The sequence below is a fragment of the Burkholderia latens genome, assembly GCF_902499045.1.
Classification (GTDB): Bacteria; Pseudomonadota; Gammaproteobacteria; order Burkholderiales; family Burkholderiaceae; genus Burkholderia; species Burkholderia latens.
Map to the genome: position 1 here is coordinate 22,296 of NZ_CABVPL010000040.1, position 25,327 is coordinate 47,622.

Consider the following 25,327-nt stretch of genomic DNA (forward strand, 5'->3'; position numbering starts at 1 on the left):
CGCCGGTGCGGCGCGCGCGGGATCAGATGTCGCCGAGCTGGCGGCGCAGGAACTCGTGGAAGTGCTGCATGCCGTCTTCCATCGGGCTCTGGTAAGGGCCGACCTGCGATTCGCCGCGCGCCATCAGCGCCCGGCGGCCGGCGTCCATCCGCATCGCGATTTCGTCGTCCTCGACGGCCGTCTCCATATATGCGGCGCGCTCGGCCTCGACGAACTCGCGTTCGAACAGCGCGATTTCCTCCGGATAATAGAACTCGACGATGTTGGTCGTCTTCTGCGGCCCGCGCGGAATGAGCCACGACACGACGAGCACGTGCGGATACCACTCGATCATCAGGCCCGGGTAATAGACCATCCAGATCGCGCCGAACTCCGGCGGCACGCCGTTGCGGAACTTGAGCACCTGCTCGTGCCACTTCCGGTAGGTCGCGCTGCCCGGTTTCGCGAGCGCGTTGTGCACGCCGACCGTCTGCACGCTGTACCAGTCGCCGAACTCCCACTTGAGATCGTCGCACGACACGAAGCTGCCGAGGCCCGGATGGAACGGGACGACGTGGTAATCCTCGAGGTAGACCTCGATGAACGTCTTCCAGTTGTAATCGCACTCGTGCACTTCGACGTGATCGAACAGGTACTCGGAAAAGTCGAAGTGATGCTTCGTGCCGAGGTTTGCGAGATCGCGCGCGACATTGCGGCCTTCGGCCTCGAACAGCAGCCCCTGCCAGTTCTGCAGCGGGCTCTTGCCGAGGTTCAGGCACGGCTTGTCGGGGAAGTGCGGCGCGCCGAGCAGCTGGCCTTCCAGATCGTACGTCCAGCGGTGCAGCGGACACACGATGTTCTGCGTGTGGCCACGCCCGTTCAGCATGATCGCCTGCCGGTGACGGCACACGTTCGACAGCAGTTCGACCTGGTTCGCCGTATTGCGGACCAGCACGCGGCCTTCCTTCTCGGACGGCAGCGCGAAGTAATCCCCCGCCTCGGGCACCATCAGCTCGTGCCCGACGTAACGAGGACCTTTCTTGAAGAGGGTTTCGATCTCGCGCTCAAGCAGCGCCTCATCGAAATATGCAGTGACTGGAAGCTGGCTGTGAGCCGACTTCAACTGAAGCGCATCGCTCAGATTGGACATTCCCACTCCCGGTGTTAGCGTGAAAGCAGTGAACAACCCAACCATCGAAAAATCGATTTAGGGAAACGGAGAATTATACCCGGTTCGCCCCGCATGGCCAGGATTAAGTGCCTGATTTGTGTCAATTTTTTGTCGGGCTGCGACCGATTGGCGCACAATGTGTGCCCGGGAAGGGGCCCCGACGCCTGCCCGGGCGCCCAAGTCAGCAGGTCGGAAAATTCTCTTTTGCCGTAGAATGTCCGACTTGTTTTGAAATTTCACACCTCGTCCATGGCGAAAACCGCATCCCCAGGCGCCACGCCGCCCGGCAACGGCACCGAACCGTTGCCGGACAACTATGAAACGGCGCTCGCGGAACTCGAGACGCTGGTTGCCCGGATGGAAGGCGGCGCGCTGAGCCTCGAGGATTCGCTCGCCGCGTATCGGCGCGGTGCGACCCTCGTTGCGTTTTGCCAACAGCAGCTTGAGAAAGTGGAACAGCAGGTTCGCGTGCTCGACGGCGCGACGCTGAAGCCGCTCTCATCCGGAACGGCCGCCACGGACGGCGAAGACGACGATCTATGACATTCGAACAATGGATGCGGTCCGTGCTCGACCGTGTCGAGGACGCACTCGGCCACTATTTGCCGGCCGACAACGTGGTGCCCACGCAACTCCACGAAGCGATGCGCTATGCGGTCCTCGGCGGCGGCAAACGCGTTCGCCCGCTGCTGTGCCATGCAGCCGGCGAACTGACCGGCGCGGCCGAGGCGGCGCGCAACGCGGCGGCGGCCGCGCTGGAGATGATCCACGTCTATTCGCTCGTGCATGACGACATGCCGTGCATGGACGACGACGCGCTGCGGCGCGGCAAGCCGACCGTGCACGTGCAGTACGACGAGCCGACGGCGCTGCTGGTCGGCGATGCGCTGCAGTCGCAGGCGTTCGTCGCGCTGACCGACGCCGCCGCGCTGTCGCCGGTACAGCAAGCTGCGCTCGTGCGCGAGCTGGCGCTCGCGAGCGGCTCGATCGGCATGGCCGGCGGGCAGGCGATCGACCTGGCGAGCGTCGGCCTCAAACTGACGCGCGAGCAGCTCGAGACGATGCACCGGATGAAGACAGGCGCGCTGCTGCGCGCGGCGGTGCGGATGGGCGCGCTGGCGGGCGACACGCCGTCGGCGGACGCGATGGCGGCACTCGACGTCTATGCGGGCGCCGTGGGGCTGGCGTTCCAGGTCGTCGACGACATTCTCGATGTCACGACCGATTCGGCCACGCTCGGCAAGACGGCCGGCAAGGATGCGGCGAACGACAAGCCGACCTACGTATCGATCCTCGGCCTCGACGCATCGCGCGAGCTCGCAGCACAGCTGCGCGCCGAAGCGCACGATGCGCTGAAACCGTTCGGCGCGCGCGCGCAGCGTCTCGCCGAACTTGCCGACCTGGTGGTGAACCGGGTCAGCTGACGCGAAAGCCCGCCGCCGCGCACACGCTACGGTGCGTGCAACAGAATGCGGGCGCGTTTGATTTCCTACAATGGAACGACGATGTACGACTTGCTGAAAACCATCGACGACCCGGCGGATCTGCGCCGCCTCGATCGTCGCCAACTCCAACCGCTCGCGGATGAACTGCGCGCGTTCGTGCTCGACAGCGTGTCGAAGACGGGCGGCCATCTGTCGTCCAACCTCGGGACGGTCGAGCTGACGATCGCGTTGCACTACGTGTTCAACACGCCGAACGACCGGATCGTGTGGGACGTGGGTCACCAGACCTATCCGCACAAGATCCTGACGGGCCGCCGCGACCAGATGCATACGCTGCGCCAGTACGACGGCATCTCGGGTTTCCCGCGCCGCAGCGAGTCGGAATACGACACGTTCGGCACCGCGCACTCGAGCACGTCGATCTCGGCCGCGCTCGGCATGGCGATCGGCAGCCAGCTGAACGGCGACGACCGCTTCTCGATCGCGGTGATCGGCGACGGCGCGATGACGGCCGGCATGGCGTTCGAGGCGATGAACAACGCGGGCGTGTCGGAGGATGCGAAGCTGCTCGTGATCCTCAACGACAACGACATGTCGATTTCGCCGCCGGTCGGCGCGCTGAACCGCCATCTCGCGCGCCTGATGTCGGGCCGTTTCTACGCGGCCGCGCGCGCGGGCGTCGAGCGCGTGCTGAGCGTGGCGCCGCCGGTGCTCGAACTCGCGCGCAAGCTCGAGGAGCACGCGAAGGGCATGGTCGTGCCGGCCACGCTGTTCGAGGAGTTCGGCTTCAACTACATCGGCCCGATCGACGGTCACGATCTCGATTCGCTGATCCCGACGCTGCAGAACATCCGCGAACTGCGCGGCCCGCAATTCCTGCACGTGGTGACGAAGAAAGGCCAGGGCTACAAGCTCGCCGAAGCCGATCCGGTGCTCTACCACGGCCCCGGCAAGTTCAACCCGGCCGAAGGCATCAAGCCGTCGGCCACGCCCGCGAAGAAGACGTACACGCAAGTGTTCGGCGAGTGGCTGTGCGACGAAGCCGAGCGCGATACGCGCGTCGTCGGCATCACGCCCGCGATGCGCGAAGGCTCGGGCATGGTCGAGTTCGAGAAGCGCTTCAAGGACCGCTACTACGACGTCGGCATCGCCGAGCAGCACGCGGTCACGTTCGCGGGCGGCCTCGCGACCGAAGGGCTGAAGCCGGTCGTCGCGATCTACTCGACGTTCCTGCAGCGTGCGTACGACCAGCTGATCCACGACGTCGCGCTGCAGAACCTGCCTGTCGTGTTCGCGATCGACCGCGCGGGCCTCGTCGGCGCCGACGGTGCGACGCACGCGGGCGCGTACGATCTCGCGTTCATGCGCTGCATCCCGAACATGACGATCATGGCTGCGTCCGACGAAAACGAATGCCGCCAGATGTTGCACACGGCGCTTCAGCAGCCGAACCCGACCGCGGTGCGTTATCCGCGCGGCGCGGGCACGGGCGTGGCGACGGTGAAGGAATTCACCGAGATCCCGCTCGGCAAGGGCGAAGTGCGTCGCCGTACCACGCAGCCGGAAGGCAAGCGCGTCGCGATCCTCGCGTTCGGCACGATGGTCGCACCGTCGCTCGCGGCGGCCGACGAACTCGACGCAACGGTCGCGAACATGCGCTTCGTGAAGCCGATCGATGCGGCGCTGGTGCGCGAGCTTGCCGAAACGCACGACTACGTCGTCACGGTCGAGGAAGGCTGCGTGATGGGCGGTGCGGGCTCGGCCTGCGTCGAAGCCCTGATGGAGAGTGGGGTTATCCGACCCGTACTACAATTGGGCCTCCCTGACCAGTTCATCGATCACGGCGATCCCGCGAAGCTGCTGTCGCAATGCGGCCTCGACGGCGCGGGCATCGCGAAATCGATTCGCGAACGCTTCCTGAGCCCGGCGGCCGATGTCGCCGGTCAGGCGAAGCGCGTCGCATAAGCTGGCGCCGCCTGCGGGCGGCGTCGGTGCGACTGGCGCAACCGGTCTACATTGATGCGGAAAACATGGGCCTGCGGGCCCATGTTGCTTTTCCGGCTGCCGCGTGACGCGGCGTGCGCGTCGTCGAACGCGCGGCTTACAAGGATTGAACAAGATGAACCAGATGAATCCCGCCTTCGTGATGCCCGACGTGCAGAGCACGGTGGATACCCGCCAGATTCCGATTCAGCGCGTGGGCGTGAAGGCGGTCCGGCATCCGTTGACGGTGTGCACCGAAAGCGGCGACGTGCAGCCGAGCGTCGGCGTCTGGAATCTCGATGTGCGCTTGCCTGCCGATCAGAAGGGCACGCACATGTCGCGCTTCGTCGCACTGCTCGAAGAGAACCGCGCGCCGCTGACGGTCGAGCGCTTCCGCGCGATGCTCGCGTCGATGCTCGAGAAGCTGGAAGCGGAAGCGGGCCGCATCGAGGTCACGTTCCCGTACTTCGTGAACAAGACGGCGCCGGTGTCGGGCGTGCAGAGCCTGCTCGACTATGAGGTGACGCTCGCGGGCGATCGCCGCAACGGCGAAACGCGCGTGTTCCTGAAGGTGCTCGTGCCCGTGACGAGCCTGTGCCCGTGCTCGAAGAAGATCTCGCAGTACGGCGCGCACAACCAGCGCTCGCACGTGACGATCGATGCTGAACTCGCGGCCGACCTGCCGGTCGAGGCGCTGATCCGCATCGCCGAAGAAGAGGCATCGTGCGAGTTGTGGGGCTTGCTGAAGCGTCCGGACGAGAAGTTCGTCACGGAGCGTGCGTACGAAAACCCGAAGTTCGTCGAGGATCTGGTGCGCGACGTCGCGCAGCGTCTCGATGCGGACGAGCGCGTGATCGCGTACGTGCTCGAGGCCGAGAACTTCGAGTCGATTCACAATCACAGCGCGTATGCGCTGATCGAGCGCGACAAGCGACACGCCGCATAACGCGGAGCGTGCGCTGCGTCGCGGCGTCGTTTCACCGCTGCAATGAAAGAAGGCCGCTCGATCGAGCGGCCTTCGTGCTTTTTGGGCGTGTGCCGGTGCGTTTCGGCGTGCCGAGCGACTCAGCGCGCGAGCGACGCGAGATCCCAGCGCGGCTTCACCGTGAACGCGTAGTCGGCATTCGCCTGCTCGGGCCAGCGGCCGAGCCGGAGCGCGCCGGCCAGCGCGATCATCGCGCCGTTGTCGGTGCAGAGCGCAAGATCGGGGTAGTGCACGTCGAAGCCGCGCTTCGCGGCAGCAGCCGACAGCGCCGCGCGCAACTGGCGGTTCGCGCCGACGCCGCCTGCAACCACCAAGCGCTTGAGCTTCGTCTTCTTCAGCGCGGCGAGCGATTTCGCGACGAGCACGTCGACGGCCGCGTCGACGAAGCCGCGTGCGAGGTCGGCCTTCGCGCGTTCAAGTGCTTCGCCTTCGAGCTTCGCCGCTTCGAACTTCTTCATCTGCGTGAGCACGGCCGTCTTCAGGCCGCTGAAGCTGAAGTCGAGATCGCCCGAGTGCAGCATCGGCCGCGGCAGCACGACCGCGCCCGGCGTGCCGGTTTCCGCGAGCTTCGACACTTCCGGGCCGCCCGGATAACCGAGGCCGATCAGCTTCGCCGTCTTGTCGAACGCTTCGCCGGCCGCGTCGTCGAGCGTTTCGCCGAGCGTTTCGTATACGCCGACGTCGGTCACGCGCATCAACTGCGTATGGCCGCCCGACACCAGCAGTGCGATGAACGGGAACGGCGGCGGCTCGTCGACGAGCAGCGGCGACAGCAGGTGGCCTTCGAGGTGGTGGATGCCGACGGTCGGCTTGTTCCATGCGAGCGCGAGCGCATTCGCGATGCTCGCGCCGACCAGCAGCGCGCCGGCAAGGCCCGGGCCTTGCGTGAACGCGATCGCGTCGATGTCGTCGCGACGCGTGCCGCTTCGCGCCATCACTTCCTCGAGCAGCGGCAGCGCGCGGCGGATGTGGTCGCGCGATGCGAGCTCGGGCACGACGCCGCCGTATTCGCGGTGCATCGCGATCTGCGAATGGAGCGCGTGCGCGAGCAGGCCGCGCTGCGTGTCGTAGAGCGCGAGGCCGGTTTCGTCGCAGGAGCTTTCGATGCCGAGAACGAGCATGGGTCGGGGCGGGGCGTGCCGGTTCGAGCGCGCCGCAGGAAGGTCAACGTAACCGGAAATTATAGCAGGCGGGCGCTGGCCGCCGCTGACGGCGGTCCCGGGCCGAAGGCCGGGCAGGTACAATCCGCGCCATGGAAACTTACGACATCGCCGTGATCGGCGCGGGCGCCGCCGGGATGATGAGCGCCGCGGTCGCCGGGCAACTCGGCCGCCGCGTGGTGCTGATCGACCACGCGCCGCGGCTCGCCGAGAAAATCCGCATCTCGGGCGGCGGCCGCTGCAACTTCACGAATCTTTACGCGGGCCCCGACAACTACCTGTCGTCGAACCCGCATTTCGCCCGCTCGGCGCTCGCGCGCTACACGCCGCGCGACTTCCTCGGGCTGCTGAAGCGCCATCGCGTCACGTGGCACGAAAAGCACAAGGGGCAACTGTTCTGCGACCACGGCAGCGACGCGATCATCGACGTGCTGAAGCACGAATGCGATGCGGGCGGCATCGCGTGGCGCCGCCCGGTGGTCGTCGACGCGGTGCGTCACGCGCCGGCCGACGGCTTCACGCTCGACACGCAGCAGGCGGGGCCGATCCGCGCGCGGGCGCTGATCGTCGCGACCGGCGGCCTGTCGATCCCGAAGATCGGCGCGACGGACTTCGGCTACCGGCTCGCGAAGCAGTTCGGCCACAAGCTCGTCGATACGCGCCCGGCGCTCGTGCCGCTCACGTTCGCGCAGCAGGACTGGGCGCCGTTCGCGGCGCTGTCCGGCGTGTCGCTCGAAGTGCGCGTGTCGACCGGCGAGCGCAAGCGCGGCGGCGAATTCGTCGAGGATCTGCTGCTGACGCACCGCGGCCTGTCGGGCCCCGGCATCCTGCAGATTTCCAGCTACTGGCAGCCCGGCGACCCGATCCGCATCGACCTGCTGCCGCAGCGCGACGCCGTGGCCGAACTGCTCGAAGCGAAGCGCACGTCGAAGCGGCAGATCGGCTCGCTGCTCGCGGACTGGGTGCCGTCGCGGCTCGCGCACGCGTGGCTCGACACGCACCGCGTCGCGGTCGATGCGCGGCTCGCGGACCTGCCCGACAAGACGCTGCGCCAGATCGGCGAAGCGCTGTCCGGCTGGACGCTGACGCCGAACGGCACCGAAGGCTACAAGAAGGCCGAGGTGACGAAGGGCGGCGTCGATACGCGCGAACTGTCGTCGGCGACGATGATGAGCGCGCGGGTGCCGGGCCTGTTCTTCATCGGCGAGGCGGTGGACGTGACGGGCTGGCTCGGCGGCTACAACTTCCAGTGGGCGTGGGCGTCCGGTACGGCGGCGGGCCAGGCGGCCGCGGAGTTCGCGCGCGCGGCCTGACGCACGGCGCCGGCCGTTGCCGGGGCCGCCGCTTATGTCTTCGTGCGGCGCTCTGCTATACTCGTAAATCTTCCCTGCAAACCTTTATTCGTGTCGGATCATGACGATCATTCGCGTTAAAGAAAACGAGCCGTTCGAAGTCGCCATGCGTCGCTTCAAGCGCACGATCGAGAAGAACGGTCTGCTGACCGAGCTTCGTGCGCGGGAGTTCTACGAGAAGCCGACCGCCGAGCGCAAGCGCAAGAAGGCTGCTGCGGTGAAGCGTCATTACAAGCGCATCCGCAGCCAGACGCTGCCGAAGAAGCTGTACTGAACGATTGAGCGCCGCGCGGTTCGCTGAGCGGCGCACCGGCGCCCTCCGCATGATCGGCCTCGGTCACGGGGCAATCGTGCGAAGGTCGCCGATGCCGGATTCGAGCAACCCGCTTGAGACATAGTCCCAAGCGGGTTTTTGTGTTGACGCCCGTTCGCGGGCGTCGAAGTCACGTTTTCATCCCGGGTGCAAGATGAGTTTGAAAGAGCAGATCAGCGAAGACATGAAGGCCGCGATGCGCGCGAAGGAAAGCGAGCGTCTGGCGACGATTCGCCTGCTGCTGGCCGCGATCAAGCAGCGCGAGGTCGACGATCGGGTCACCCTCGACGACGCGGGCATCACCGCCGTGATCGACAAGATGATCAAGCAGCGCAAGGACTCGATCAGCCAGTTCCAGGCTGCCGGCCGCGACGATCTCGTCGCGAAGGAGCAGGCCGAGCTGACCGTGCTGGGCGCCTACATGCCCGCCCAGCTGTCGGACGCCGAAGTGGCTGCCGAAGTCCAGGCCGCGGTCGCGGCAACGGGCGCAGCCGGCCCGCAGGACATGGGCAAGGTGATGGGCGTGCTGAAGGGCAAGCTCGCCGGCCGTGCCGACATGACGGCCGTTTCCGCGCAGGTCAAGGCCGCGCTGTCGAAGTAAAACCCGCTTTCCGGCGCGTCGCATGCGCGTGCGCCGGGGCATCGTATTGTCTTTTTTCGCTCGATCCCACGGTGATTCCGCATTCGTTCCTGCAGGATTTGCTGAACCGCGTCGATATCGTCGACGTGGTGGGCCGGTACGTGCAGCTCAAGAAGGGCGGCGCCAACTTCATGGGGTTGTGCCCGTTCCACAACGAGAAGAGCCCGTCGTTCACCGTCAGCCCCACCAAGCAGTTCTATCACTGCTTCGGCTGCGGCGCGCACGGCACCGCGATCGGCTTTCTGATGGAGCATGCGGGGCTGACGTTCCCGGAGGCCGTGCAGGAACTCGCGCAGTCGGTCGGGCTGACCGTGCCGCACGAACCGTCGATGCGCGGCGGTGGCGGGGGCGGAGGCGGCGCGGGCGGCGATTATCCGGCGCCCGTATCGAAATCGGTTGCGACCGCGTTGTCCGACGTGATGTCCGTCGCGTGCGACTACTACCGCAAGCAGTTACGCGGCGCGACGGTCGCGATCCAGTACCTGAAGAACCGGGGCCTGACCGGCGAGATCGCCGCGCGCTTCGGGCTCGGCTACGCGCCGGACGGCTGGCAGAACCTCGAAGCCGCGTTCCCCGACTACCGCGACGATTCGCTGGTCGAATCGGGGCTCGTGATCGTCAGCGAGAAGACCGACGCGCAAGGCGTCGCCCGGCGCTACGACCGGTTCCGCGAGCGGATCATGTTCCCGATCCGCAACGTGAAGGGGCAGGTGATCGGGTTCGGCGGCCGCGTGCTCGGCAGCGGCGAACCGAAGTATCTGAACTCGCCCGAAACGCCGCTGTTCAACAAGGGCAGCGAGCTGTACGGGCTGTTCGAGGCGCGGCTCGCGATCCGCGAGCGCAAGTACGTGCTGGTCGTCGAAGGCTACATGGACGTCGTCGCGCTTGCGCAGCTCGGCTTTCCGAACGCGGTCGCCACGCTCGGCACCGCGTGTACGCCGATCCACGTGCAGAAGCTGCTGCGCCAGACCGATACGGTCATCTTCAGCTTCGACGGCGACTCGGCCGGCCGGCGTGCGGCGCGCCGCGCGCTCGAGGCGTGCCTGCCGCATGCGGCGGACAACCGGACGATCCGATTCCTTTTCCTGCCGGCCGAACATGATCCGGACAGCTATGTCCGCGAATTCGGCGCGGACGCGTTCTCCGAGCAGGTCGAGCGCGCGATGCCGTTGTCGCAATTTCTGTTGAACGAAGCAATTGCCGGCAAGGCGCTCGATCAGCCGGAAGGGCGCGCGAAGGCGCTGTTCGACGCGAAGCCGCTGCTGCAGGCGCTGCCGGCGAACGCGCTGCGCGCGCAGATCATGCACATGTTCGCCGACCGTCTCGACATCCCGTTCGAGGAGGTCGCGGCGCTGTCGGACGTCGATGCGCGCATCGCGGCGCCGGGGCGCCAGGCGCCCGCGCGCAGCGAGCGGCGGCGCGTGACCGACAGCGAAAAGCGGGCGTTGCGTACACTGGTGATGCATCCGCGGATCGCGTCGCAGCTCGACGACGAACAGCTTGCGACCCTGCGCGCGCTGCCGCGCATCGGCGAGCTGTTCGCCGAAGTGGTCGACCACGCGCGTGCGCTCGGCGACGGCGCCGAGTTCCGGCTGCTGTCGGATGTCCTGCGAACGTCATCGAACGCGGCGACTTACGAGGAAATCTTCCGCGAAATTCTGGACTATGATGAAAACGTCCGCGATTTGCTGTTACAGAATCCGGACGACGAGACGGTGTCCGAGCGGCAGCGTGAGCAGGAACGGATCGCGGGGGAGGAACTGCAGGCGGCGGTGCTCAAGATGCGCTACGACGCCTGCTGCGACCGGCTCGACCGGCTGGCGCGGCAATCCGCGTTCACGCCCGAGGAGCTGGCGGAATTGACGGAATTGAACCAGCAGCGAACCGACATGAAGCGTCGGCTCGGGCTGTAGGCGGCCGGGGCGCCGAGAGAGGGGCTCCCCAGCGTGCTATAATATAAGGTTTCCAGCGGTTTGTTTTCCAAGCAGAGGCGAGAATCGCGATGGCAAAGACGACAGGCGGAAAGAAAGCAACGGGCAAGGGCTCGACGGAGCCGACCAAAAAGGTCACAGCGGCCAAGTCTGCTTCTTCCACCAGGACAACGTCTTCAGCCACGTCAGCTCCTGCAGGAAAGAAAACCGCGGCCGGCACTGCTCAGGCTGCGCCGGCGCCGGCAGCCAGATCAAAGGCTGCCGCCAGACCCGACTCCGGGCCGGCCAAGCCGGCGGCGAAGCGGGCAAGTGCGAAAAGCGCAAGGGACACGACTGCCGCCGCGGACGAAACGGCAGTACGTACTACTCATGCACCCACGGTTCAACCGGCTGTCGTCCAGCAGCCGCGAGTCGATATAGCCGGTACGGCGAACTCCATGACCAAAAAGCTGAACGAAGTATCCGTCGATGACGACGCAAATCAGAGCGACGAGCAGCCCGCAGCCGCGGCTGCCCCGGGCAAATCCAAGGTGCGCGATCGCCGCGCCAAGGAAAAGGCGCTGCTGAAGGAAGCGTTCGCGACGAGCACGCCCGGTACGGCCGAGGAGCTCGAAGAGCGCCGCGTGAAGCTGCGCGCGCTGATCAAGCTCGGCAAGGAGCGTGGCTTCCTCACGTATGCCGAAATCAACGACCACCTGCCGGACAACTTCACCGAGACCGAAGCCCTCGAAGGCATCATCGGCACGTTCAACGACATGGGCGTGGCGGTTTACGAGCAGGCGCCGGACGCGGAAACGCTGCTCCTGAACGACAATGCGCCGGCCGCGTCGTCGGACGATGAAGTCGAGGAAGAAGCGGAAGTCGCGCTGTCGACCGTCGATTCGGAATTCGGCCGCACGACCGATCCGGTCCGGATGTACATGCGCGAGATGGGCACGGTCGAGCTGCTCACGCGCGAAGGCGAAATCGAGATCGCGAAGCGGATCGAGGACGGCCTGCGCCACATGGTGATGGCGATTTCCGCGTGCCCGACGACGATCGCCGACATCCTCGCGATGGCCGAGCGTGTCGCGAACGAAGAGATCCGCGTCGACGAGCTCGTCGACGGTCTGCTCGATCCGAATGCCGCTGACGCCGCCGATACCGACGGTTTCTCCGCGAAGGAAGCCGAAGCGATCGAGAACGAGGACGACGAGGAAGAAGAGGAAGAGGAAGAAGAGGAAGAGGAGGACGATGACGGCGCCGCACAGGCGTCGGCCAACGCCGCCCAGCTCGAAGCCCTCAAGCGCGCATCGCTCGAGAAGTTCGCGCAGATCAGCGAGTGGTTCGACAAGATGCGCCGCGCGTTCGAGAAGGAAGGCTACAAGTCGAAGTCCTATCTGAAGGCGCAGGAAACGATCCAGAGCGAGCTGATGACGATCCGCTTCACCGCGCGTACCGTCGAGCGTCTGTGCGACACGCTGCGTGCGCAAGTGGACGAGGTGCGTCAGGTCGAGCGTCAGATCCTGCACATCGTCGTCGACAAGTGCGGGATGCCGCGTTCGGAATTCATCGCGCGCTTCCCGGGCAGCGAGACGGATCTCGACTGGGCCGAGAAGATCGCGGCCGAAGGTCATCCGTACAGCGCGGTGCTGTCGCGCAACATCCCGGCGATCCGCGAACAGCAGCAGCGCCTGCTCGACCTGCAGGCGCGCGTCGTGCTGCCGCTGAAGGACCTGAAGGAAACCAACCGCCAGATGGCGGCCGGCGAACTGAAGGCGCGCCAGGCGAAGCGTGAAATGACCGAGGCCAACCTGCGTCTCGTGATCTCGATCGCGAAGAAGTACACGAACCGCGGCCTGCAGTTCCTCGACCTGATCCAGGAAGGCAACATCGGCCTGATGAAGGCGGTGGACAAGTTCGAATACCGTCGCGGCTACAAGTTCTCGACCTACGCGACGTGGTGGATCCGTCAGGCCATCACGCGTTCGATCGCGGACCAGGCGCGCACGATCCGTATTCCGGTTCACATGATCGAGACGATCAACAAGATGAACCGCATCTCGCGGCAGATCCTGCAGGAAACCGGCCTCGAGCCGGATCCGGCAACGCTCGCCGAGAAGATGGAGATGCCGGAAGACAAGATCCGCAAGATCATGAAGATCGCGAAGGAGCCGATCTCGATGGAAACGCCGATCGGCGACGACGACGATTCCCATCTCGGCGACTTCATCGAGGACAACAACACGGTCGCGCCGGCGGATGCCGCGCTGCATGCAAGCATGCGCGACGTCGTGAAGGACGTGCTCGATTCGCTGACGCCGCGCGAGGCGAAGGTGCTGCGGATGCGCTTCGGTATCGAGATGAGCACCGACCACACGCTCGAGGAAGTCGGCAAGCAGTTCGACGTCACGCGTGAGCGGATCCGTCAGATCGAGGCCAAGGCGCTGCGCAAGCTGCGTCATCCGAGCCGTTCCGACAAGCTGAAGTCGTTCCTCGAAGGGAACTGATTTCCAGCGTCTCACCCGCGAACGCCGCCGGTATCCACGCGATGCCGGTGGCGTTTGTCCTCTTGATGGTCTTTGTTGTTACAATGCCGGCCCGGCTTCGTTGCCGGCGCAGCGTGTAGCACGCCGTGCTTCTCATTTGGGCCCCTAGCTCATGCTTGGTTAGAGCAGCGAACTCATAATTCGTTGGTGCCGGGTTCGACTCCCGGGGGGCCCACCAGATTCGCTTCCACGGTCGCTCGAGGAAGACGCGAAACCCGCGATGCCGCAAGGCATCGCGGGATTTCTTTTAGCGCGCCGCAAGATGTCGTATCGCCGCCACCGTCGAATCATGGAGCGCGTGCCGGCCCGATATCAATCGAAGTATGCTGTAGCGCGATCGGCACGCGCGATCGAGATCGATATCCTTAGAGCGCGCGTGCCGATCGCAAGCGCCGCGGGTCCGCCCGACAGCCAGAACAAACACAAACCGACTTCGCCCGACAGTGGAGGGCGTCCATCATGACCATGCTGCGTTCGTGGAGTGCGATTCTGTCGTTGCTGACGCTTGCCGCGTGCGCGAGCCTGCCGCCGCAGACCGACCGCGCGCCGACGCATGCGTACACCGACACCGCGAACACGCGGCTCGGGATCGCGTTCAGGCAGCAGGCCGACGCGCATCCGGGCCAGGACGCGTTTCATCTGCTGCGTGATCCGGTCGATGCGCTCGATGCGCGCGTGCTGCTCGCCGATCGCGCGGACCGCTCGCTGGACCTGCAGTACTACATCTGGCACGACGACCTGACCGGACACGAGCTCGCCGATGCGGTGATGCGCGCGGCCGATCGCGGCGTGCGCGTGCGCGTGCTGCTCGACGATCTGGGCACGAACGCGGACGACCGCAAGCTGCTCGAGATCAGCGCCCATCCGAACATCGAGATCCGGCTGTTCAATCCGGTCGCGACGCGTCACTTCAAGAAGATCGGCACGGTGCTCGAGTTCTCGCGCGTCAACCGGCGCATGCACAACAAGGCGATGATCGCGGACAACCAGGCGGCGATCGTCGGCGGCCGCAATATCGGCGACGAGTATTTCGGCGCGTCGTCGATGCTCGAATTCGGCGATCTCGACGTGGTCGTGCACGGCCCCGTCGTGAACGACATCTCGACCGAGTTCGATACGTTCTGGAATTCGCCGTATGCGTTTTCAATCAGTGCGCTGGTCGGCCATGACGCGGCGCCGGGCGGGCTCGATCGCGAGCGCGAACGGCTGCGCGATTACCTGCGCGCGATGGAGGACAATCCTTACGTACTCGAGGCGCACCAGCGGCTCGACCAGATCGTCCATGGGCAGGACACGGACCTGTCGTGGGGGCATGCGACGGTGCTGTACGACGATCCGGCGAAGATCGCGCGCGCACCGAAGGACAGCGACGGGCACCTGATGCCGCAACTGCGCGCACTCGCGCTGCGGCCCGAGCACGAGCTGCTGATCGTGTCGCCGTATTTCGTGCCGGGCAACGAGATGGTCGAGCGGCTGCATGCGCTGACCGCGCGCGGCGTGCGCGTGACGATCCTGACCAACTCGCTCGCATCGACCGACGTCGCGGCCGTGCATGCCGGCTATCGGCGCTACCGGCGCGAGCTCGTCGACGCCGGCGTGCGGCTTTACGAGCGGCGCCCGTCCGGCGACAGGAGCATCTCGAAGCAGGTGATCATCGGTTCGTCGCGCGCATCGCTGCACGCGAAGACGTATGTATTCGACCGCAAGAGCATCTTCATCGGCTCGATGAATCTCGATCCGCGCTCGCTGAATCTCAACACCGAGATCGGCGTGTACTGCGAGAGCCCGGCAATTGCATCCGAAGTCGCGAACGACCTGGAGCCGCGGCTCGATCGGATCGCGTGGCGTGTCGAGGTGCGGACCGATCCGGCCGGAAACGGGCGGCTCAAGTGGATTCAGACCGACGACGACGGCAACGTGACCGAGTTCGATCACGAACCGGAGGTGTCGACGGCGCGGCGTATGGAAGTCTGGTTCCTCGGCCTGTTCCCGATCGAATCGCAGCTGTGACGTCGGCTCGCGGCGGCGGCTGCGCACACGGTTCCGGGCGCACTGCACCATCCGCACCCGGAACCGTCCCATCATCGCGCGATCAGCGTGCGAAATCCGACGTGCTCTGGATGAACGTGTTCAGCTTCGAGATGTTCACGCTGCCGAAGCCCGTCGTCGCGTCCCAGCCGGCCTTCGCGTTGTAGCCGTACGTGCCGCTGCCGTTGTTGCCCGACGTCACGTCGTGCAGCAGCGCCGCGTTGCTCGGGAAGTACTTGTAGATGCTCGACGCGGGGAAGCCGAGCGCGTTGTTGTTCGCCGATTGCAGCCGTGCCCAGATGCCGGTGAAGATCGGCGCGGCGAGGCTCGTGCCGCCTTCGTTGTTCAGGTAGCCCGAACCCCACAGCGTGTCGGACGTCTTGCCGTTCACCACCAGGATCGCGCCGGTGCGCAGGTCGGCGTCGAAACCGACGTCCGGCAGCGCGCGCCTGGTCGATCCCGTGAGCGTCGACGATTGCCACGACGGCGCGGCCTCGTACTTGCTGTAACCGCCGCCCGTCGCCCACACGGTGCCCGACTGCCAGCTCGGATCGTTCCACACGACTTCGCTGTTGTATGCGTTGGTCGACGTATTGGTGAACAGCGTCGTGCCGCCCACCGCGATCACGTACGGCGACGTCGCCGGTTCGCTGACCGTATAAGTCGAACGCGACGGCTTGCCGCTCGCGCATTCGTACGCGCCGTGGTCGCCGGCGGACACGGAGAAAGTCTGCCCCTGCGCGACCGCCTGCTTGAAGATGGTGTCGTCGGTCGCCTGCGAGCCGGTGCTGTATGCAGACGATTCGCACACGCCGAGCGACACGTTGATGACCTTCGCGACGTTGTCGCTCACCGCCCGGTTGTAGGCGGCGGTGATCGCGGTGAGCGTCATCGACGGCGCGACGTAGAACACGACCTGCTTCACGCTGCCGCCGGCCGCGCCGACGATCGACTGGCTGTCGAGGTTCCATTCGACGGTGCCGGATGTATCGGTGTACGAACTGCCTGACGGGCCGGTATGCACGATGCTGCTGCTGATCGTGCCGAGGCCGTTGTTCGCGGCGAACGTGTTCAGGTCGCTGACCGTCTGCGACAGGTCGCCTTCCGAGATGATGCCGACGGTGGTCTGCGACGCGGTCGGCGTGCCGTCGCCGCCATAGATCGACGAGAACTCGGTCGGGTTGTGCGGCACCGCCGATGCGCCCGCCGGAATAGTCAGGTTGCTGGTGTTGCCCTGCGGCGTGCCGCCGGCGCCGGTATGCACGAGTTCGACGTTCTGCAGGCCCAGCACCGCGCCCACGATGCCGCCGATCGCGTTCGGCACCTGTGCGGCATCGCTGTTCGCGTAGACGCTGCGGCCGTTGTGCGTGAAACGCTTGAGCGTCGTGCGGAACGCCGACTTGACCGTGGCCGCGGTGCCGGACGCGGACACGAGCAGGCGGTTCGGCGCGACGACGATGTTGACGAAGCCGGCCTTGCGCAGGTGCGCGACGACGGACGCGACCTGCTCGTCGGTCGGCGCGTACTGCGCGGCGAACTGCGCCGGCGTGAGGAACTGCCTGTAGTGCGGCGAGCCCGGCGTATGCAGGTCGCGCAGGTACTGATCGAGCTGCGCCTCGTTGCGCAGGTTCAGCCCGAGCACGATGTCGACCGATTCGCCGGCCGCCATCTCGGTCGCGGCAGCTGCCGCGGTGCTGGCCGCCGGCGCGCCGGCGGTACTGCTTTCGCCCTGCTGGACGAGCGGCAGGAATCCCTTGGTGCGCGTTTCGGTCCAGCCGGCGGCCGGTGCGGCATGGACCGTCGCGACGCTGAACGTCGCGGCCGCGGCGGCGGCAGCGGCGAAGGCGAGCTTGGCGATGCGAGTGTGCTTTTGTTTCTTGTCTGCAACCTGATTCATTTTGAATTACCCCTCCGGTTGAACATCGAACTGCACGACCGACTACGGTCGACGGCGGCGCGGATCGTGCGCCGCCGGCTTCCGCCGCGCCCGCGCGGATGGCGCGGGCGCGACGGGGCCTTTCGCCCGACCCGGCAAGACGGTGATTCTCCGGGGGCGAAATGCTGGAATGCTGGGTAACGGGAGTGCTGCACCGCGCTGCGGCGCGCGGGTACGGAGGCTAGAGCAACAATTTCGGTATCCTGCTCATTCGGTTCGGTCCTTCGGCCCGCTGCCGGACGGCAGCTGCCCAATGAAATGCATCGGGATGTTGCATGCGCCGACGGAACACGACGCAGTCGGCGGCGAGAACTTCGGTGCGGCGAAAGCGAAATGCGTGGAGCGGAATCGTTTGTGGGATCTGCAATTGGTCAGATTGCTTGCATCGGACGGTATCAAGAACGAAAGTTCGGTGTCAAACTTTTTCTGATCATATGAAACAAAATTAAATAGGATTGACTGAAATGCTTTTGAAAAAATCAGAGGGGTTTTGTAATTTTCAGAGACGTCGCTGAATGGAATGTCGGATCGTGCCACCGGATAATCGACGTTTCCGTTCGTAATGCGCGAATGGTTGTGGAGGAAACCTTCCAGTGCGCAGGCGCGCTGCGCAAGCGCGGCAGCCGCACGGATCCTGGCGCTTCGCCGGCTTCAACGGCGCACTTGCCGCCGATGCTCGAGCATCGGTGTGTCGTGCCGCTCGATGGCCTGCAAGTCGTCGACGAGGCGGAAGAGATCGTCGATACAGTGCAGCAACCGTGCGTCGGACGCGTCGCCGGTTGCCGCCGCGCGCATCCTGATCTCGTCGAGTCGCACTTCGAGGTCGACAAGCGGGGCGCGTGCAACGCGGTGCGCATTGTCGGGCGAGGGCGTCGCTTCGAACGCAGTGGCATGTTCGAGACGAACGGTCATGGCATTGAATTCCTCGATGAATTTCGACGTCGCATGCGGGCAACCGTCGCGAGAAAGCGCATGCACCGTGAGATCGCCGGCGCCGATCCGTTCCGCGGTGTGCGCGCCCGAATCGAGCGCGCCGAGTGTGCGGCGAATCAGTCTGCACAGATCGACGGCCGCCGCGAGCAGCCCGATCAGCAGCAGCGCCGCCAGCACCGGATACGTGAATGCGTCGTGCGGCAGCGCGTCGCGCGGCAGTTCGTCCGGGCGGCGCAGCGCGTCCACGATCGACACGCCAATGCCGCCGGCCAGCACGGCGACGAGCGCGAGCAGTGCGATCGCGCGCCCGATGTGCCGGCCCGGCGTTGCCGGCCGGTTCACGGCATGCGTCGCAACCGGTAGCCGACGCCGCGCATCACCTCCGGCATCCCCGGCGCGCCGGCCTGTTCGAGCTTCTTGCGCAGCCGGCTGACGTGGCTGTCGACCGTGCGTTCCATCGCGCCCGCGTCGGCCATGCACGCGTCGAGCAGCTCGCCGCGCGTAAACACGCGGCTCGGCGCACGCGCCATGTGCGCGAGCAGCCGGAACTCGGTGAGCGTCAACGCGATCGGCACGTCGGCGGATTCCGTGCGCACGCGCGCGAGGTAGCTGGCTATGTCGATCTCCAGATCGCCGACCCGCAGCGTGTGCGCGGCCCGCGGCGTACGCACGCGCCGCAGGATCGCGCGCAGGCGCGCGACCACGTCTGCCGGGTCGAACGGCTTCACGATGTAGTCGTCCGCGCCGCTGCCGAGCGCCTGCAGCCGGTCGACGTCCCGGTCGAACGCGGTGACGACGACGACCGGCGTCGTGCAGCGCCGGCGCAGTTCGGCCAGCACGTTCCAGCCGCTTCTGCCTGGCAGCGAGATGTCGAGCAGGATCAGGTCGGGCACGAGATGCGGCTGCACGTCGAGCACCGCCTGTCCGTTGCCGACGCGATAGGTACGCAAGCCGTGATGCGTCAGGTACGCGTCGAGGATCTCGGAGATGTCGGGTTCGTCCTCGGCAATCAGGATCAGCGCGCTCATCGTTGCAATGCCGTGTTGGCCGACGGAGCGACGTCGGTATCGGTCAGTCCGCCGCCGAGCGCCTTGTAGAGCGCCACGGCATTCGCCAGTTCGCTGCGGCGCAGGTCGAGCAACGCTTGCCGCGACGCGTACAGCTGGCGCTGCGAGTCCAGCAGTTCCAGCCGCCCCTCGACGCCCGCGCGATAGCGCAGGGTCGACAGGTCGGTGCGGCGCTCGGCCGATGCGACCACGCGCGTTTGTGCTTCGATCTGCCGGCCGAACGTTTCGCGTCCGGCGATACCGTCGGCGACTTCGCGGAACGCGATCTGGATCGCGCGTTCGTACTCCGCGACCGCGCTGGACTTGCGCACTTCCGCGACGCGCAGCTCGGAACGCAATCGGCCGCCCTGGAAGATCGGCACGGTGACCTGCGGCGCGAAGCTCCATACGTTTTGCCCGCCGGCGAAGAGGCTGCCCATCGCCGGGCTGAGGAAGCCGATCGACGAGGTCAGCGACAGACGCGGAAAGAACGCTGCGCGCGCGGCGCCGATGTCGGCATTGGCCGCGACGAGGTTCTGTTCGGCCTGCTGGATGTCGGGCCGGCGGAACAGCAGCTCCGACGGCAGCCCGGCGGGCAGTTGCGTGATCACCGGCTGCTGCTCGAGCGGCAGCGGGGCGGGGAGGTCCTTCGGCGGCTCGCTGCCGAGCAGCACGCGCATTGCGTTGCGCGCGTGCTCGACGGCCCGCGTGCGCGCCTCGAGATCGGCGCTCGCGCTGGCGACCTGCCCTTCAGCTTGCGCGATGTCGACGCCGCTCGCCTGGTGCGCGTCCTTCAGCCGGCGCGCGAGGTCGAGCGACTGCCGCCAGTCGGCGAGCGTGCGCTCGGCCAGCGCGCGCTGCTCCAGTGCGAGGCGCTCGGCGAAATACGCATCCGCCACCGCGCCGACGAGAGAGATCTGTACCGCGCGGCGGCCGTGATCGGTTGCGAGATAGCGCGCGAACGCCGCATCCGACAGCGACTTCACGCGGCCGAACAGGTCGATCTCGAACGCGCTGACGCCGACGTTCACGCCGTACTGGTTCCGCGTCGAATCGAACAGCGGCGGATTCGACTGCGTGTCGGCCGCGGTGCGCTGGCGCGTGAAGCTTGCACCGGCGTCGATCGACGGCAGGCGCGCCGAACGCTGGATGCCGTACTGCGCTTCGGCCGCCTCGACGTTCAGCGCGGCGAGCCGCAGGTCGCGGTTGTTGCGCAGCGCAACTTCGATCAGGCGCTGCAGGCGCCGATCGCCGAACATCGTGCGCCAGCCGAGATCGGCCGCGTTCGCGTGGAGATCGGCGGCCGCTGCGGCCGTATAGGCGGTCGGCACCGGCATCGCGGGTTTCACCAGCGCCGGCGTCAGCGAACAGCCGGACAGCGCGAGGGCGCCGGAAACCGCGGCGGAAAGAATGAGCATTCGCATCTGATCAATCTCCTTGTTCGTTATGCAGCGCATCCGGCTTCCGGCGCGCAGCGCGCCCGGCCCCGATGCGTTCCTGGATGCTCGTCACGAACACGAAGAACACCGGGACGAAGAAAACGGCCAGTACCGTGGCGGTCACCATGCCGCCGAACACACCGGTGCCGATCGCGTGCTGCGTTTCGGCGCTGGCGCCGGTCGCGACCATCAGCGGCACCACGCCGAGGCCGAATGCGAGCGAGGTCATCAGGATCGGGCGCAGCCGCAGCTTCGACGATTCGATGGCCGCCTCGATCAGTCCCTTGCCTTCCTCGCGCAACTGCTTCGCGAATTCGACGATCAGGATCGCGTTCTTCGCGGACAGGCCGATCACGGTGATCATCCCGACCTTGAAGAACACGTCGTTCGGCAAGCCGCGCAACAGCACCGCCCCGATCGCGCCGAGCAGGCCGAGCGGCACCACGAGCATCACCGACAGCGGGATCGACCAGCTTTCGTACAGCGCGGCGAGCACCAGGAACACGACGATCATCGACAGCGCCATCAGCATCGGCGCCTGGGATGCCGACTGGCGCTCCTGCAGCGACTGGCCGGTCCACTCGACCGCGAATCCGGGCGGCAGTTGCGCGGCGAGGCGTTCCATCTCGGCCATCGCCGCGCCGCTCGACTGGCCGGGCGCCGCGTTGCCGGAGATCCGCGCGGACGGATAGCCCTTGAAGCGCACCATCTGCAGCGGCGTGTCGGCCCACACGGGGCGCACCACTTCGGACAGCGGTACCATCCCGCCGGCCGCGTTGCGTACGTACAGCTTCATCACGTTGTCGATCTGCATGCGGGCCGGTGCGTCGGCCTGGATGATCACCTGCTGCATGCGGCCCGCGTTCGGGAAGTCGTTCACGTAGGTCGAGCCCATCGCGGTGGACAGCGTGTCGCTGAGCGTCGTGAACGACACGCCGAGCGCCTGCGCTTTCGCGCGATCGATCTCGAGGCGGATGCTCGTGCCGGCCGGCAGGCTGTCCGGGTACACGCCTGTCACGACCTTGCTTTGCGCGGCAAGCTCGAGCAGCTTCGCCTCGGCCGCCTTCAGCGCCGCATTGCCCTGGTTCGCGCGGTCTTCGAGACGCATCGAGAAGCCCGAGCTGTTGCCGAGTTCGTCGATGGCCGGCGGCAGCAGGCTCATGACCATGCCTTCGGTCGCGCCGGTCATCGCCTGTTGCGCGAGCATGCCTTCCTCGAGGGTCGACGAGCCGTGGCGGTCCTTCCAGTCCTTCAGCACGGCCCAGTTCATCGCGGCGTTCGGGCCCTGGCCGGAGAAGCCGTAACCCATCACGGAAATGCTGGACTGGATTGCCGGGCGCGAAGCAAGATGCTTCTCCAGCGTCTTGACCACGTCATGCGTACGCTCGGTGGTAGCGTCCGCGGGCAGCAGAAAGCTGGTGATGAAATAACCCTGGTCCTCGTCGGGCAGGAACGACGACGGCAGGCTGCGCAAGCCGAACACGAGCACGCCCGAGATCGCGACGAACACCAGCATCACGCGGCCCGTGCGGCCGACCAGGCGGCCGACACGCGTTTCGTACCACGCGGTGAGGCGCTCGAAGCGGCGGTTGAACCAGCCGAAGAAACTGCGTTTCTCGTGATGGCCCGGTTCGACCGGCTTGAGCATCGTCGCGCACAGGGCCGGCGTGAGCGTCAGCGCGAGCAGCGCGGAGAACAGGATCGACACGGCCATCGACAGCGTGAACTGCTTGTAGATCACGCCGACGGAGCCGCTCGCCATCGCCATCGGGATGAACACCGCGGTGAGCACCAGCGTGATGCCGACGATCGCGCCGGTGATTTCCTTCATCGCCTTCGACGTGGCCTCCTTCGGCGACAGGCGTTCTTCGGCCATCAGGCGCTCGACGTTCTCGACGACGACGATCGCATCGTCGACGATGATGCCGATCGCGAGCACCATGCCGAACATCGTCAGCACGTTGATCGAGAAGCCGGCCAGCAGCATCACCGCGAACGTGCCGAGCATCGCGACCGGCGCGACGATCGCCGGGATCAGCGTGTAGCGCACGTTCTGCAGGAACAGGTACATCACGAGGAACACGAGCACCATCGCCTCGAACAGCGTGGCGATCACCTTCTCGATCGAGATCTTCACGAACGGGGACGTGTCGAGCGGAATCGAGTAGGTCATGCCGGCCGGCATCGATTTGCTCAGCTCGGCCATCCGTGCGCGGATCGCGTCGGCCGTCTTCACCGCGTTCGCGCCCGGCGCGAGCTGCACGCCGGCGAGCGTGGCCGGCTTGCCGTTCTCGCGGCTCACGAACGTGTAGTTCTGCGAGCCGAGTTCGACGCGCGCGACATCGCCGAGCACGACCTTCGAGCCATCCGCGTTCGCGCGCAGCACGACCTTCGCGAATTCCTCCGGCGTCATGAGCTGGCCCTGCGCGGTGAGCGGGACGGTCACGCGCTGGCCCGGCAGCGCGGGCAGCGCACCGAGGCTGCCGGGCGCGATCTGTACGTTCTGCTGGCCGATCGCGGTCGTCAGATCGTTCATCGACAGGCCGAAGTTGATCAGCTTCTGCGGATCGACCCAGATGCGCATCGCGCGCTCGGAGCCGAACTGCAGCACGCGGCCTACGCCGTCGATGCGCCGCAACTCCTCGGACACGCTGCGCGCCATGTAGTCGGCGAGCGCGCCTTCGTCGAAGCGGCCGTTGTCGGAGCGCAGGCCGATCAGCATCAGGAAGCCGGACGACGCGGATTCGACGATCAGCCCGTTCTGGCGTACGGCCGCGGGCAGGCGCGGCTCGACCGACTTGATCTTGTTCTGCACGTCGACCTGCGCCATCTCCGGATTCGTGCCAGGCTTGAACGTCACGATGATTTGCGCGCTGCCGGACGTGTCGGCCGACGATTCGAAGTACAGCAGGTTCCTGACGCCGGACAGCTCGCGCTCGATGAGGCTCAGCACGCCGTCGTTCATCGTCTGCGGCGTGGCGCCCGGGTAGCTCGCGGTGATCGTGACGGACGGCGGCGCGACCGACGGGTAGCGCGCGACCGGCAGTTGCGGGATCGCGATCAATCCCGTCAGGACGATGAAGAGCGCGATCACCCACGCAAAGATCGGGCGGCGGATGAAGAATTCAGCCATGACTGGATGCTCCCCGGCTCAGTGCGCGGCCGCGGTGGCGACCGCGTCGGGCGCCTTCCAGTCGGTCGCGGTCACGGCCGCGCCGTCGGCGAGGCGCTCCATCCCTTCGACGACGATCCTCTGGCCGGCCTGCAGGCCCGACTCGATGCGGTAGCTGCGGTTCGTCAGCTCGCCGACCTCGACGGCCTTCAGATGCGCGATGCCCTTCGCGTCGAGCACCCACACCTGCGGCTTGCCGCCGGCGCGCACGATGGCTTGCTGCGGCACCGTCACCGCGTTCGCGTAGTGCGCGCGCGGAATGCGGGCGCGCACGTACATGCCCGGCAGCAACTGGCGCTTCGGGTTGTCGACCAGCACGCGCAGCAGCACGTCGCCGGTGCCCGGATCGACGTTGACGCCGGAGAACAGCATGCGGCCGCGCGCGTCGTAGCGCGTATCGTCGTCGCGCAGCACGTCGACCGGCAGGCCGTTGCCGCCGGCCGCTTGCGGCTGCGCCGCGAGCGCGCCCCGCAGTGCTTCGAGCGATGCGGCCGGCTGGCGTACGTCGACGTAGACCTGGTCGATCTGCTGGATGCGTGCCATCGGCTGGCCGTCGGTGCTCGATACCAGCGCGCCTTCGGTCACGAGCGCCTGGTCGATGCGGCCGGCGATCGGTGCTTCCACGGTCGCGAATTTCAGGTCGAGCTGGCGGCGCGCGAGGGTTGCGCGGGCCTGCGCGACGTCGGCGGCGGCCTGGTCGCGCTGCGACACCGCGTCGTCGTACACCTGGCGGCTGATCGCGTCGGCCTCGACGAGCGGCTTGAAGCGCGCCGTCTGCACCTTGGCGCGTTCGAGCGCGGCCTGCGCGCGTTGCAGCGACGCGGCGGCCGTGTCCATGTCGGCCTTGAACGGCGCGGGATTGATCTGGAACAGCGGCTGGCCGGCGCGTACTTCGGTGCCCTGCTCGAACAGCCGGCGCTGCACGATGCCGCTGACCTGCGGCCGGATTTCAGCGATTCGTACCGCCGCGACGCGGCCGGGCAGATCCTCGGTCACGTCGAGACGCGCGGCGGACAGCGTCATCGCCGCGACCGGAATGGCCGGCGCGGCAGCCTGTGGCTGCGCGGGCCCGCAGCCTGCGAGCAGGGCCGCCATCAGCGCGCAGGCGGCGCCGTAGCGGCATCGTTGTTGATTCTTCATAGCGACTCCAGGAAGCGCAGGCAGCCCACTGCCTGCTTTGACGGGCTGGAGTGTGAGGCGCCTGGTTGGCGTCTTTCATGCGGGAAGATGGAGATTCGATGGAGACGGCGAAAGAATCGCCGCGGCCGATGAAGTGCGAGGACGGA

General features: G+C 66.5%; 18 protein-coding genes and 1 tRNA gene. 11 read left to right on the forward strand and 8 right to left on the reverse strand.

Going from position 1 to position 25,327, the window contains the following annotated elements; translation table 11 throughout:
* Window positions 1-22 precede the first annotated feature (22 nt).
* Window positions 23-1,129, reverse strand: a complete 1,107-nt coding sequence (locus BSE24067_RS23225) for an aromatic ring-hydroxylating oxygenase subunit alpha (protein WP_151062468.1) — start codon at window positions 1,127-1,129, stop codon at window positions 23-25.
* Window positions 1,130-1,399: 270 nt separating this feature from the next.
* Between BSE24067_RS23225 and BSE24067_RS23230 the strand changes: the two genes are divergently transcribed.
* The 4 genes from BSE24067_RS23230 to folE2 all read left to right on the forward strand — a co-directional run bounded on the left by BSE24067_RS23230 (window position 1,400) and on the right by folE2 (window position 5,524).
* Window positions 1,400-1,693 carry an exodeoxyribonuclease VII small subunit gene (locus BSE24067_RS23230; protein WP_040139363.1) on the forward strand — a complete coding sequence of 98 codons (294 nt, stop codon included), beginning with the start codon at window positions 1,400-1,402 and terminating at the stop codon, window positions 1,691-1,693.
* Window positions 1,690-2,574: a polyprenyl synthetase family protein gene (locus tag BSE24067_RS23235; RefSeq protein WP_151062467.1), complete on the forward strand. Its 885-nt coding sequence runs from the start codon at window positions 1,690-1,692 to the stop codon at window positions 2,572-2,574. Before BSE24067_RS23230 ends, BSE24067_RS23235 begins: the two co-directional genes overlap by 4 nt.
* A gap of 81 nt (window positions 2,575-2,655) precedes the next feature.
* On the forward strand, window positions 2,656-4,560 hold the full coding sequence (gene dxs, locus BSE24067_RS23240; protein WP_151062466.1) for a 1-deoxy-D-xylulose-5-phosphate synthase: 1,905 nt from the start codon (window positions 2,656-2,658) through the stop codon (window positions 4,558-4,560).
* Between the two features lie 154 nt (window positions 4,561-4,714).
* On the forward strand, window positions 4,715-5,524 hold the full coding sequence (gene folE2 / locus BSE24067_RS23245) for a GTP cyclohydrolase FolE2 (RefSeq protein ID WP_151062465.1): 810 nt from the start codon (window positions 4,715-4,717) through the stop codon (window positions 5,522-5,524).
* Window positions 5,525-5,643: 119 nt separating this feature from the next.
* Here folE2 and tsaD read toward each other — a convergent pair whose 3' ends face one another.
* Window positions 5,644-6,684, reverse strand: a complete 1,041-nt coding sequence (gene tsaD, locus BSE24067_RS23250; RefSeq protein WP_151062464.1) for a tRNA (adenosine(37)-N6)-threonylcarbamoyltransferase complex transferase subunit TsaD — start codon at window positions 6,682-6,684, stop codon at window positions 5,644-5,646.
* Between the two features lie 131 nt (window positions 6,685-6,815).
* Here tsaD and BSE24067_RS23255 point away from each other — a divergent pair, with 131 nt between their 5' ends.
* The 7 genes from BSE24067_RS23255 (at window position 6,816) to BSE24067_RS23285 (ending at window position 15,497) form a co-directional block, all read left to right on the forward strand.
* A complete protein-coding gene (locus tag BSE24067_RS23255; RefSeq protein WP_151062463.1) occupies window positions 6,816-8,036 on the forward strand; it encodes a BaiN/RdsA family NAD(P)/FAD-dependent oxidoreductase in 1,221 nt (406 codons plus the stop codon).
* 100 nt (window positions 8,037-8,136) lie between these two features.
* The gene (rpsU, locus tag BSE24067_RS23260) at window positions 8,137-8,349 is read left to right on the forward strand and encodes a 30S ribosomal protein S21 (RefSeq protein WP_006479415.1); all 213 of its coding nucleotides are present in this window, start codon (window positions 8,137-8,139) and stop codon (window positions 8,347-8,349) included.
* Window positions 8,350-8,542: 193 nt separating this feature from the next.
* Entirely contained in the window at window positions 8,543-8,989 is a 447-nt protein-coding gene (locus BSE24067_RS23265) for a GatB/YqeY domain-containing protein (RefSeq protein ID WP_040139376.1), read from the forward strand.
* A gap of 71 nt (window positions 8,990-9,060) precedes the next feature.
* On the forward strand, window positions 9,061-10,941 hold the full coding sequence (dnaG, locus tag BSE24067_RS23270) for a DNA primase (RefSeq protein WP_151062462.1): 1,881 nt from the start codon (window positions 9,061-9,063) through the stop codon (window positions 10,939-10,941).
* An 89-nt stretch (window positions 10,942-11,030) separates the two neighbouring features.
* Window positions 11,031-13,448: an RNA polymerase sigma factor RpoD gene (gene rpoD / locus BSE24067_RS23275; protein WP_151062461.1), complete on the forward strand. Its 2,418-nt coding sequence runs from the start codon at window positions 11,031-11,033 to the stop codon at window positions 13,446-13,448.
* Between the two features lie 138 nt (window positions 13,449-13,586).
* A tRNA-Ile gene (locus BSE24067_RS23280) sits at window positions 13,587-13,665 on the forward strand.
* Between the two features lie 281 nt (window positions 13,666-13,946).
* Complete coding sequence (locus tag BSE24067_RS23285) at window positions 13,947-15,497, forward strand: phospholipase D family protein (protein ID WP_151062460.1); 1,551 nt, start codon at window positions 13,947-13,949, stop codon at window positions 15,495-15,497.
* 82 nt (window positions 15,498-15,579) lie between these two features.
* Here BSE24067_RS23285 and BSE24067_RS23290 read toward each other — a convergent pair whose 3' ends face one another.
* From BSE24067_RS23290 to BSE24067_RS23315, 6 genes are all read right to left on the reverse strand, one after another.
* Window positions 15,580-17,412 carry a S53 family peptidase gene (locus BSE24067_RS23290; protein WP_151062459.1) on the reverse strand — a complete coding sequence of 611 codons (1,833 nt, stop codon included), beginning with the start codon at window positions 17,410-17,412 and terminating at the stop codon, window positions 15,580-15,582.
* 690 nt (window positions 17,413-18,102) lie between these two features.
* Window positions 18,103-18,726, reverse strand: coding sequence for a histidine kinase (locus BSE24067_RS23295; RefSeq protein ID WP_151062457.1), 624 nt, complete (start codon window positions 18,724-18,726; stop codon window positions 18,103-18,105).
* On the reverse strand, window positions 18,723-19,412 hold the full coding sequence (locus BSE24067_RS23300) for a response regulator (RefSeq protein ID WP_151062456.1): 690 nt from the start codon (window positions 19,410-19,412) through the stop codon (window positions 18,723-18,725). Before BSE24067_RS23300 ends, BSE24067_RS23295 begins: the two co-directional genes overlap by 4 nt.
* On the reverse strand, window positions 19,409-20,854 hold the full coding sequence (locus BSE24067_RS23305; protein WP_151062455.1) for an efflux transporter outer membrane subunit: 1,446 nt from the start codon (window positions 20,852-20,854) through the stop codon (window positions 19,409-19,411). Before BSE24067_RS23305 ends, BSE24067_RS23300 begins: the two co-directional genes overlap by 4 nt.
* A 4-nt stretch (window positions 20,855-20,858) precedes the next feature.
* On the reverse strand, window positions 20,859-24,002 hold the full coding sequence (locus BSE24067_RS23310; protein ID WP_151062454.1) for a multidrug efflux RND transporter permease subunit: 3,144 nt from the start codon (window positions 24,000-24,002) through the stop codon (window positions 20,859-20,861).
* A gap of 18 nt (window positions 24,003-24,020) precedes the next feature.
* On the reverse strand, window positions 24,021-25,181 hold the full coding sequence (locus BSE24067_RS23315; RefSeq protein ID WP_151062453.1) for an efflux RND transporter periplasmic adaptor subunit: 1,161 nt from the start codon (window positions 25,179-25,181) through the stop codon (window positions 24,021-24,023).
* Between the last annotated feature and the right edge of the window lie 146 nt (window positions 25,182-25,327).

Bases quoted from the DNA above. Each gene is read 5' to 3' on its own strand.
- BSE24067_RS23310 (WP_151062454.1), bottom strand. From the start codon at position 24,002: ATGGCTGAATTCTTCATCCGCCGCCCGATCTTTGCGTGGGTGATCGCG.
- tsaD (WP_151062464.1), bottom strand. From the start codon at position 6,684: ATGCTCGTTCTCGGCATCGAAAGCTCCTGCGACGAAACCGGCCTCGCG.
- BSE24067_RS23255 (WP_151062463.1), top strand. From the start codon at position 6,816: ATGGAAACTTACGACATCGCCGTGATCGGCGCGGGCGCCGCCGGGATG.
- BSE24067_RS23300 (WP_151062456.1), bottom strand. From the start codon at position 19,412: ATGAGCGCGCTGATCCTGATTGCCGAGGACGAACCCGACATCTCCGAG.
- BSE24067_RS23265 (WP_040139376.1), top strand. From the start codon at position 8,543: ATGAGTTTGAAAGAGCAGATCAGCGAAGACATGAAGGCCGCGATGCGC.
- rpsU (WP_006479415.1), top strand. From the start codon at position 8,137: ATGACGATCATTCGCGTTAAAGAAAACGAGCCGTTCGAAGTCGCCATG.
- BSE24067_RS23285 (WP_151062460.1), top strand. From the start codon at position 13,947: ATGACCATGCTGCGTTCGTGGAGTGCGATTCTGTCGTTGCTGACGCTT.
- BSE24067_RS23230 (WP_040139363.1), top strand. From the start codon at position 1,400: ATGGCGAAAACCGCATCCCCAGGCGCCACGCCGCCCGGCAACGGCACC.
- BSE24067_RS23290 (WP_151062459.1), bottom strand. From the start codon at position 17,412: ATGAATCAGGTTGCAGACAAGAAACAAAAGCACACTCGCATCGCCAAG.
- dxs (WP_151062466.1), top strand. From the start codon at position 2,656: ATGTACGACTTGCTGAAAACCATCGACGACCCGGCGGATCTGCGCCGC.
- BSE24067_RS23235 (WP_151062467.1), top strand. From the start codon at position 1,690: ATGACATTCGAACAATGGATGCGGTCCGTGCTCGACCGTGTCGAGGAC.
- folE2 (WP_151062465.1), top strand. From the start codon at position 4,715: ATGAACCAGATGAATCCCGCCTTCGTGATGCCCGACGTGCAGAGCACG.
- BSE24067_RS23225 (WP_151062468.1), bottom strand. From the start codon at position 1,129: ATGTCCAATCTGAGCGATGCGCTTCAGTTGAAGTCGGCTCACAGCCAG.
- BSE24067_RS23305 (WP_151062455.1), bottom strand. From the start codon at position 20,854: ATGCGAATGCTCATTCTTTCCGCCGCGGTTTCCGGCGCCCTCGCGCTG.
- BSE24067_RS23315 (WP_151062453.1), bottom strand. From the start codon at position 25,181: ATGAAGAATCAACAACGATGCCGCTACGGCGCCGCCTGCGCGCTGATG.
- rpoD (WP_151062461.1), top strand. From the start codon at position 11,031: ATGGCAAAGACGACAGGCGGAAAGAAAGCAACGGGCAAGGGCTCGACG.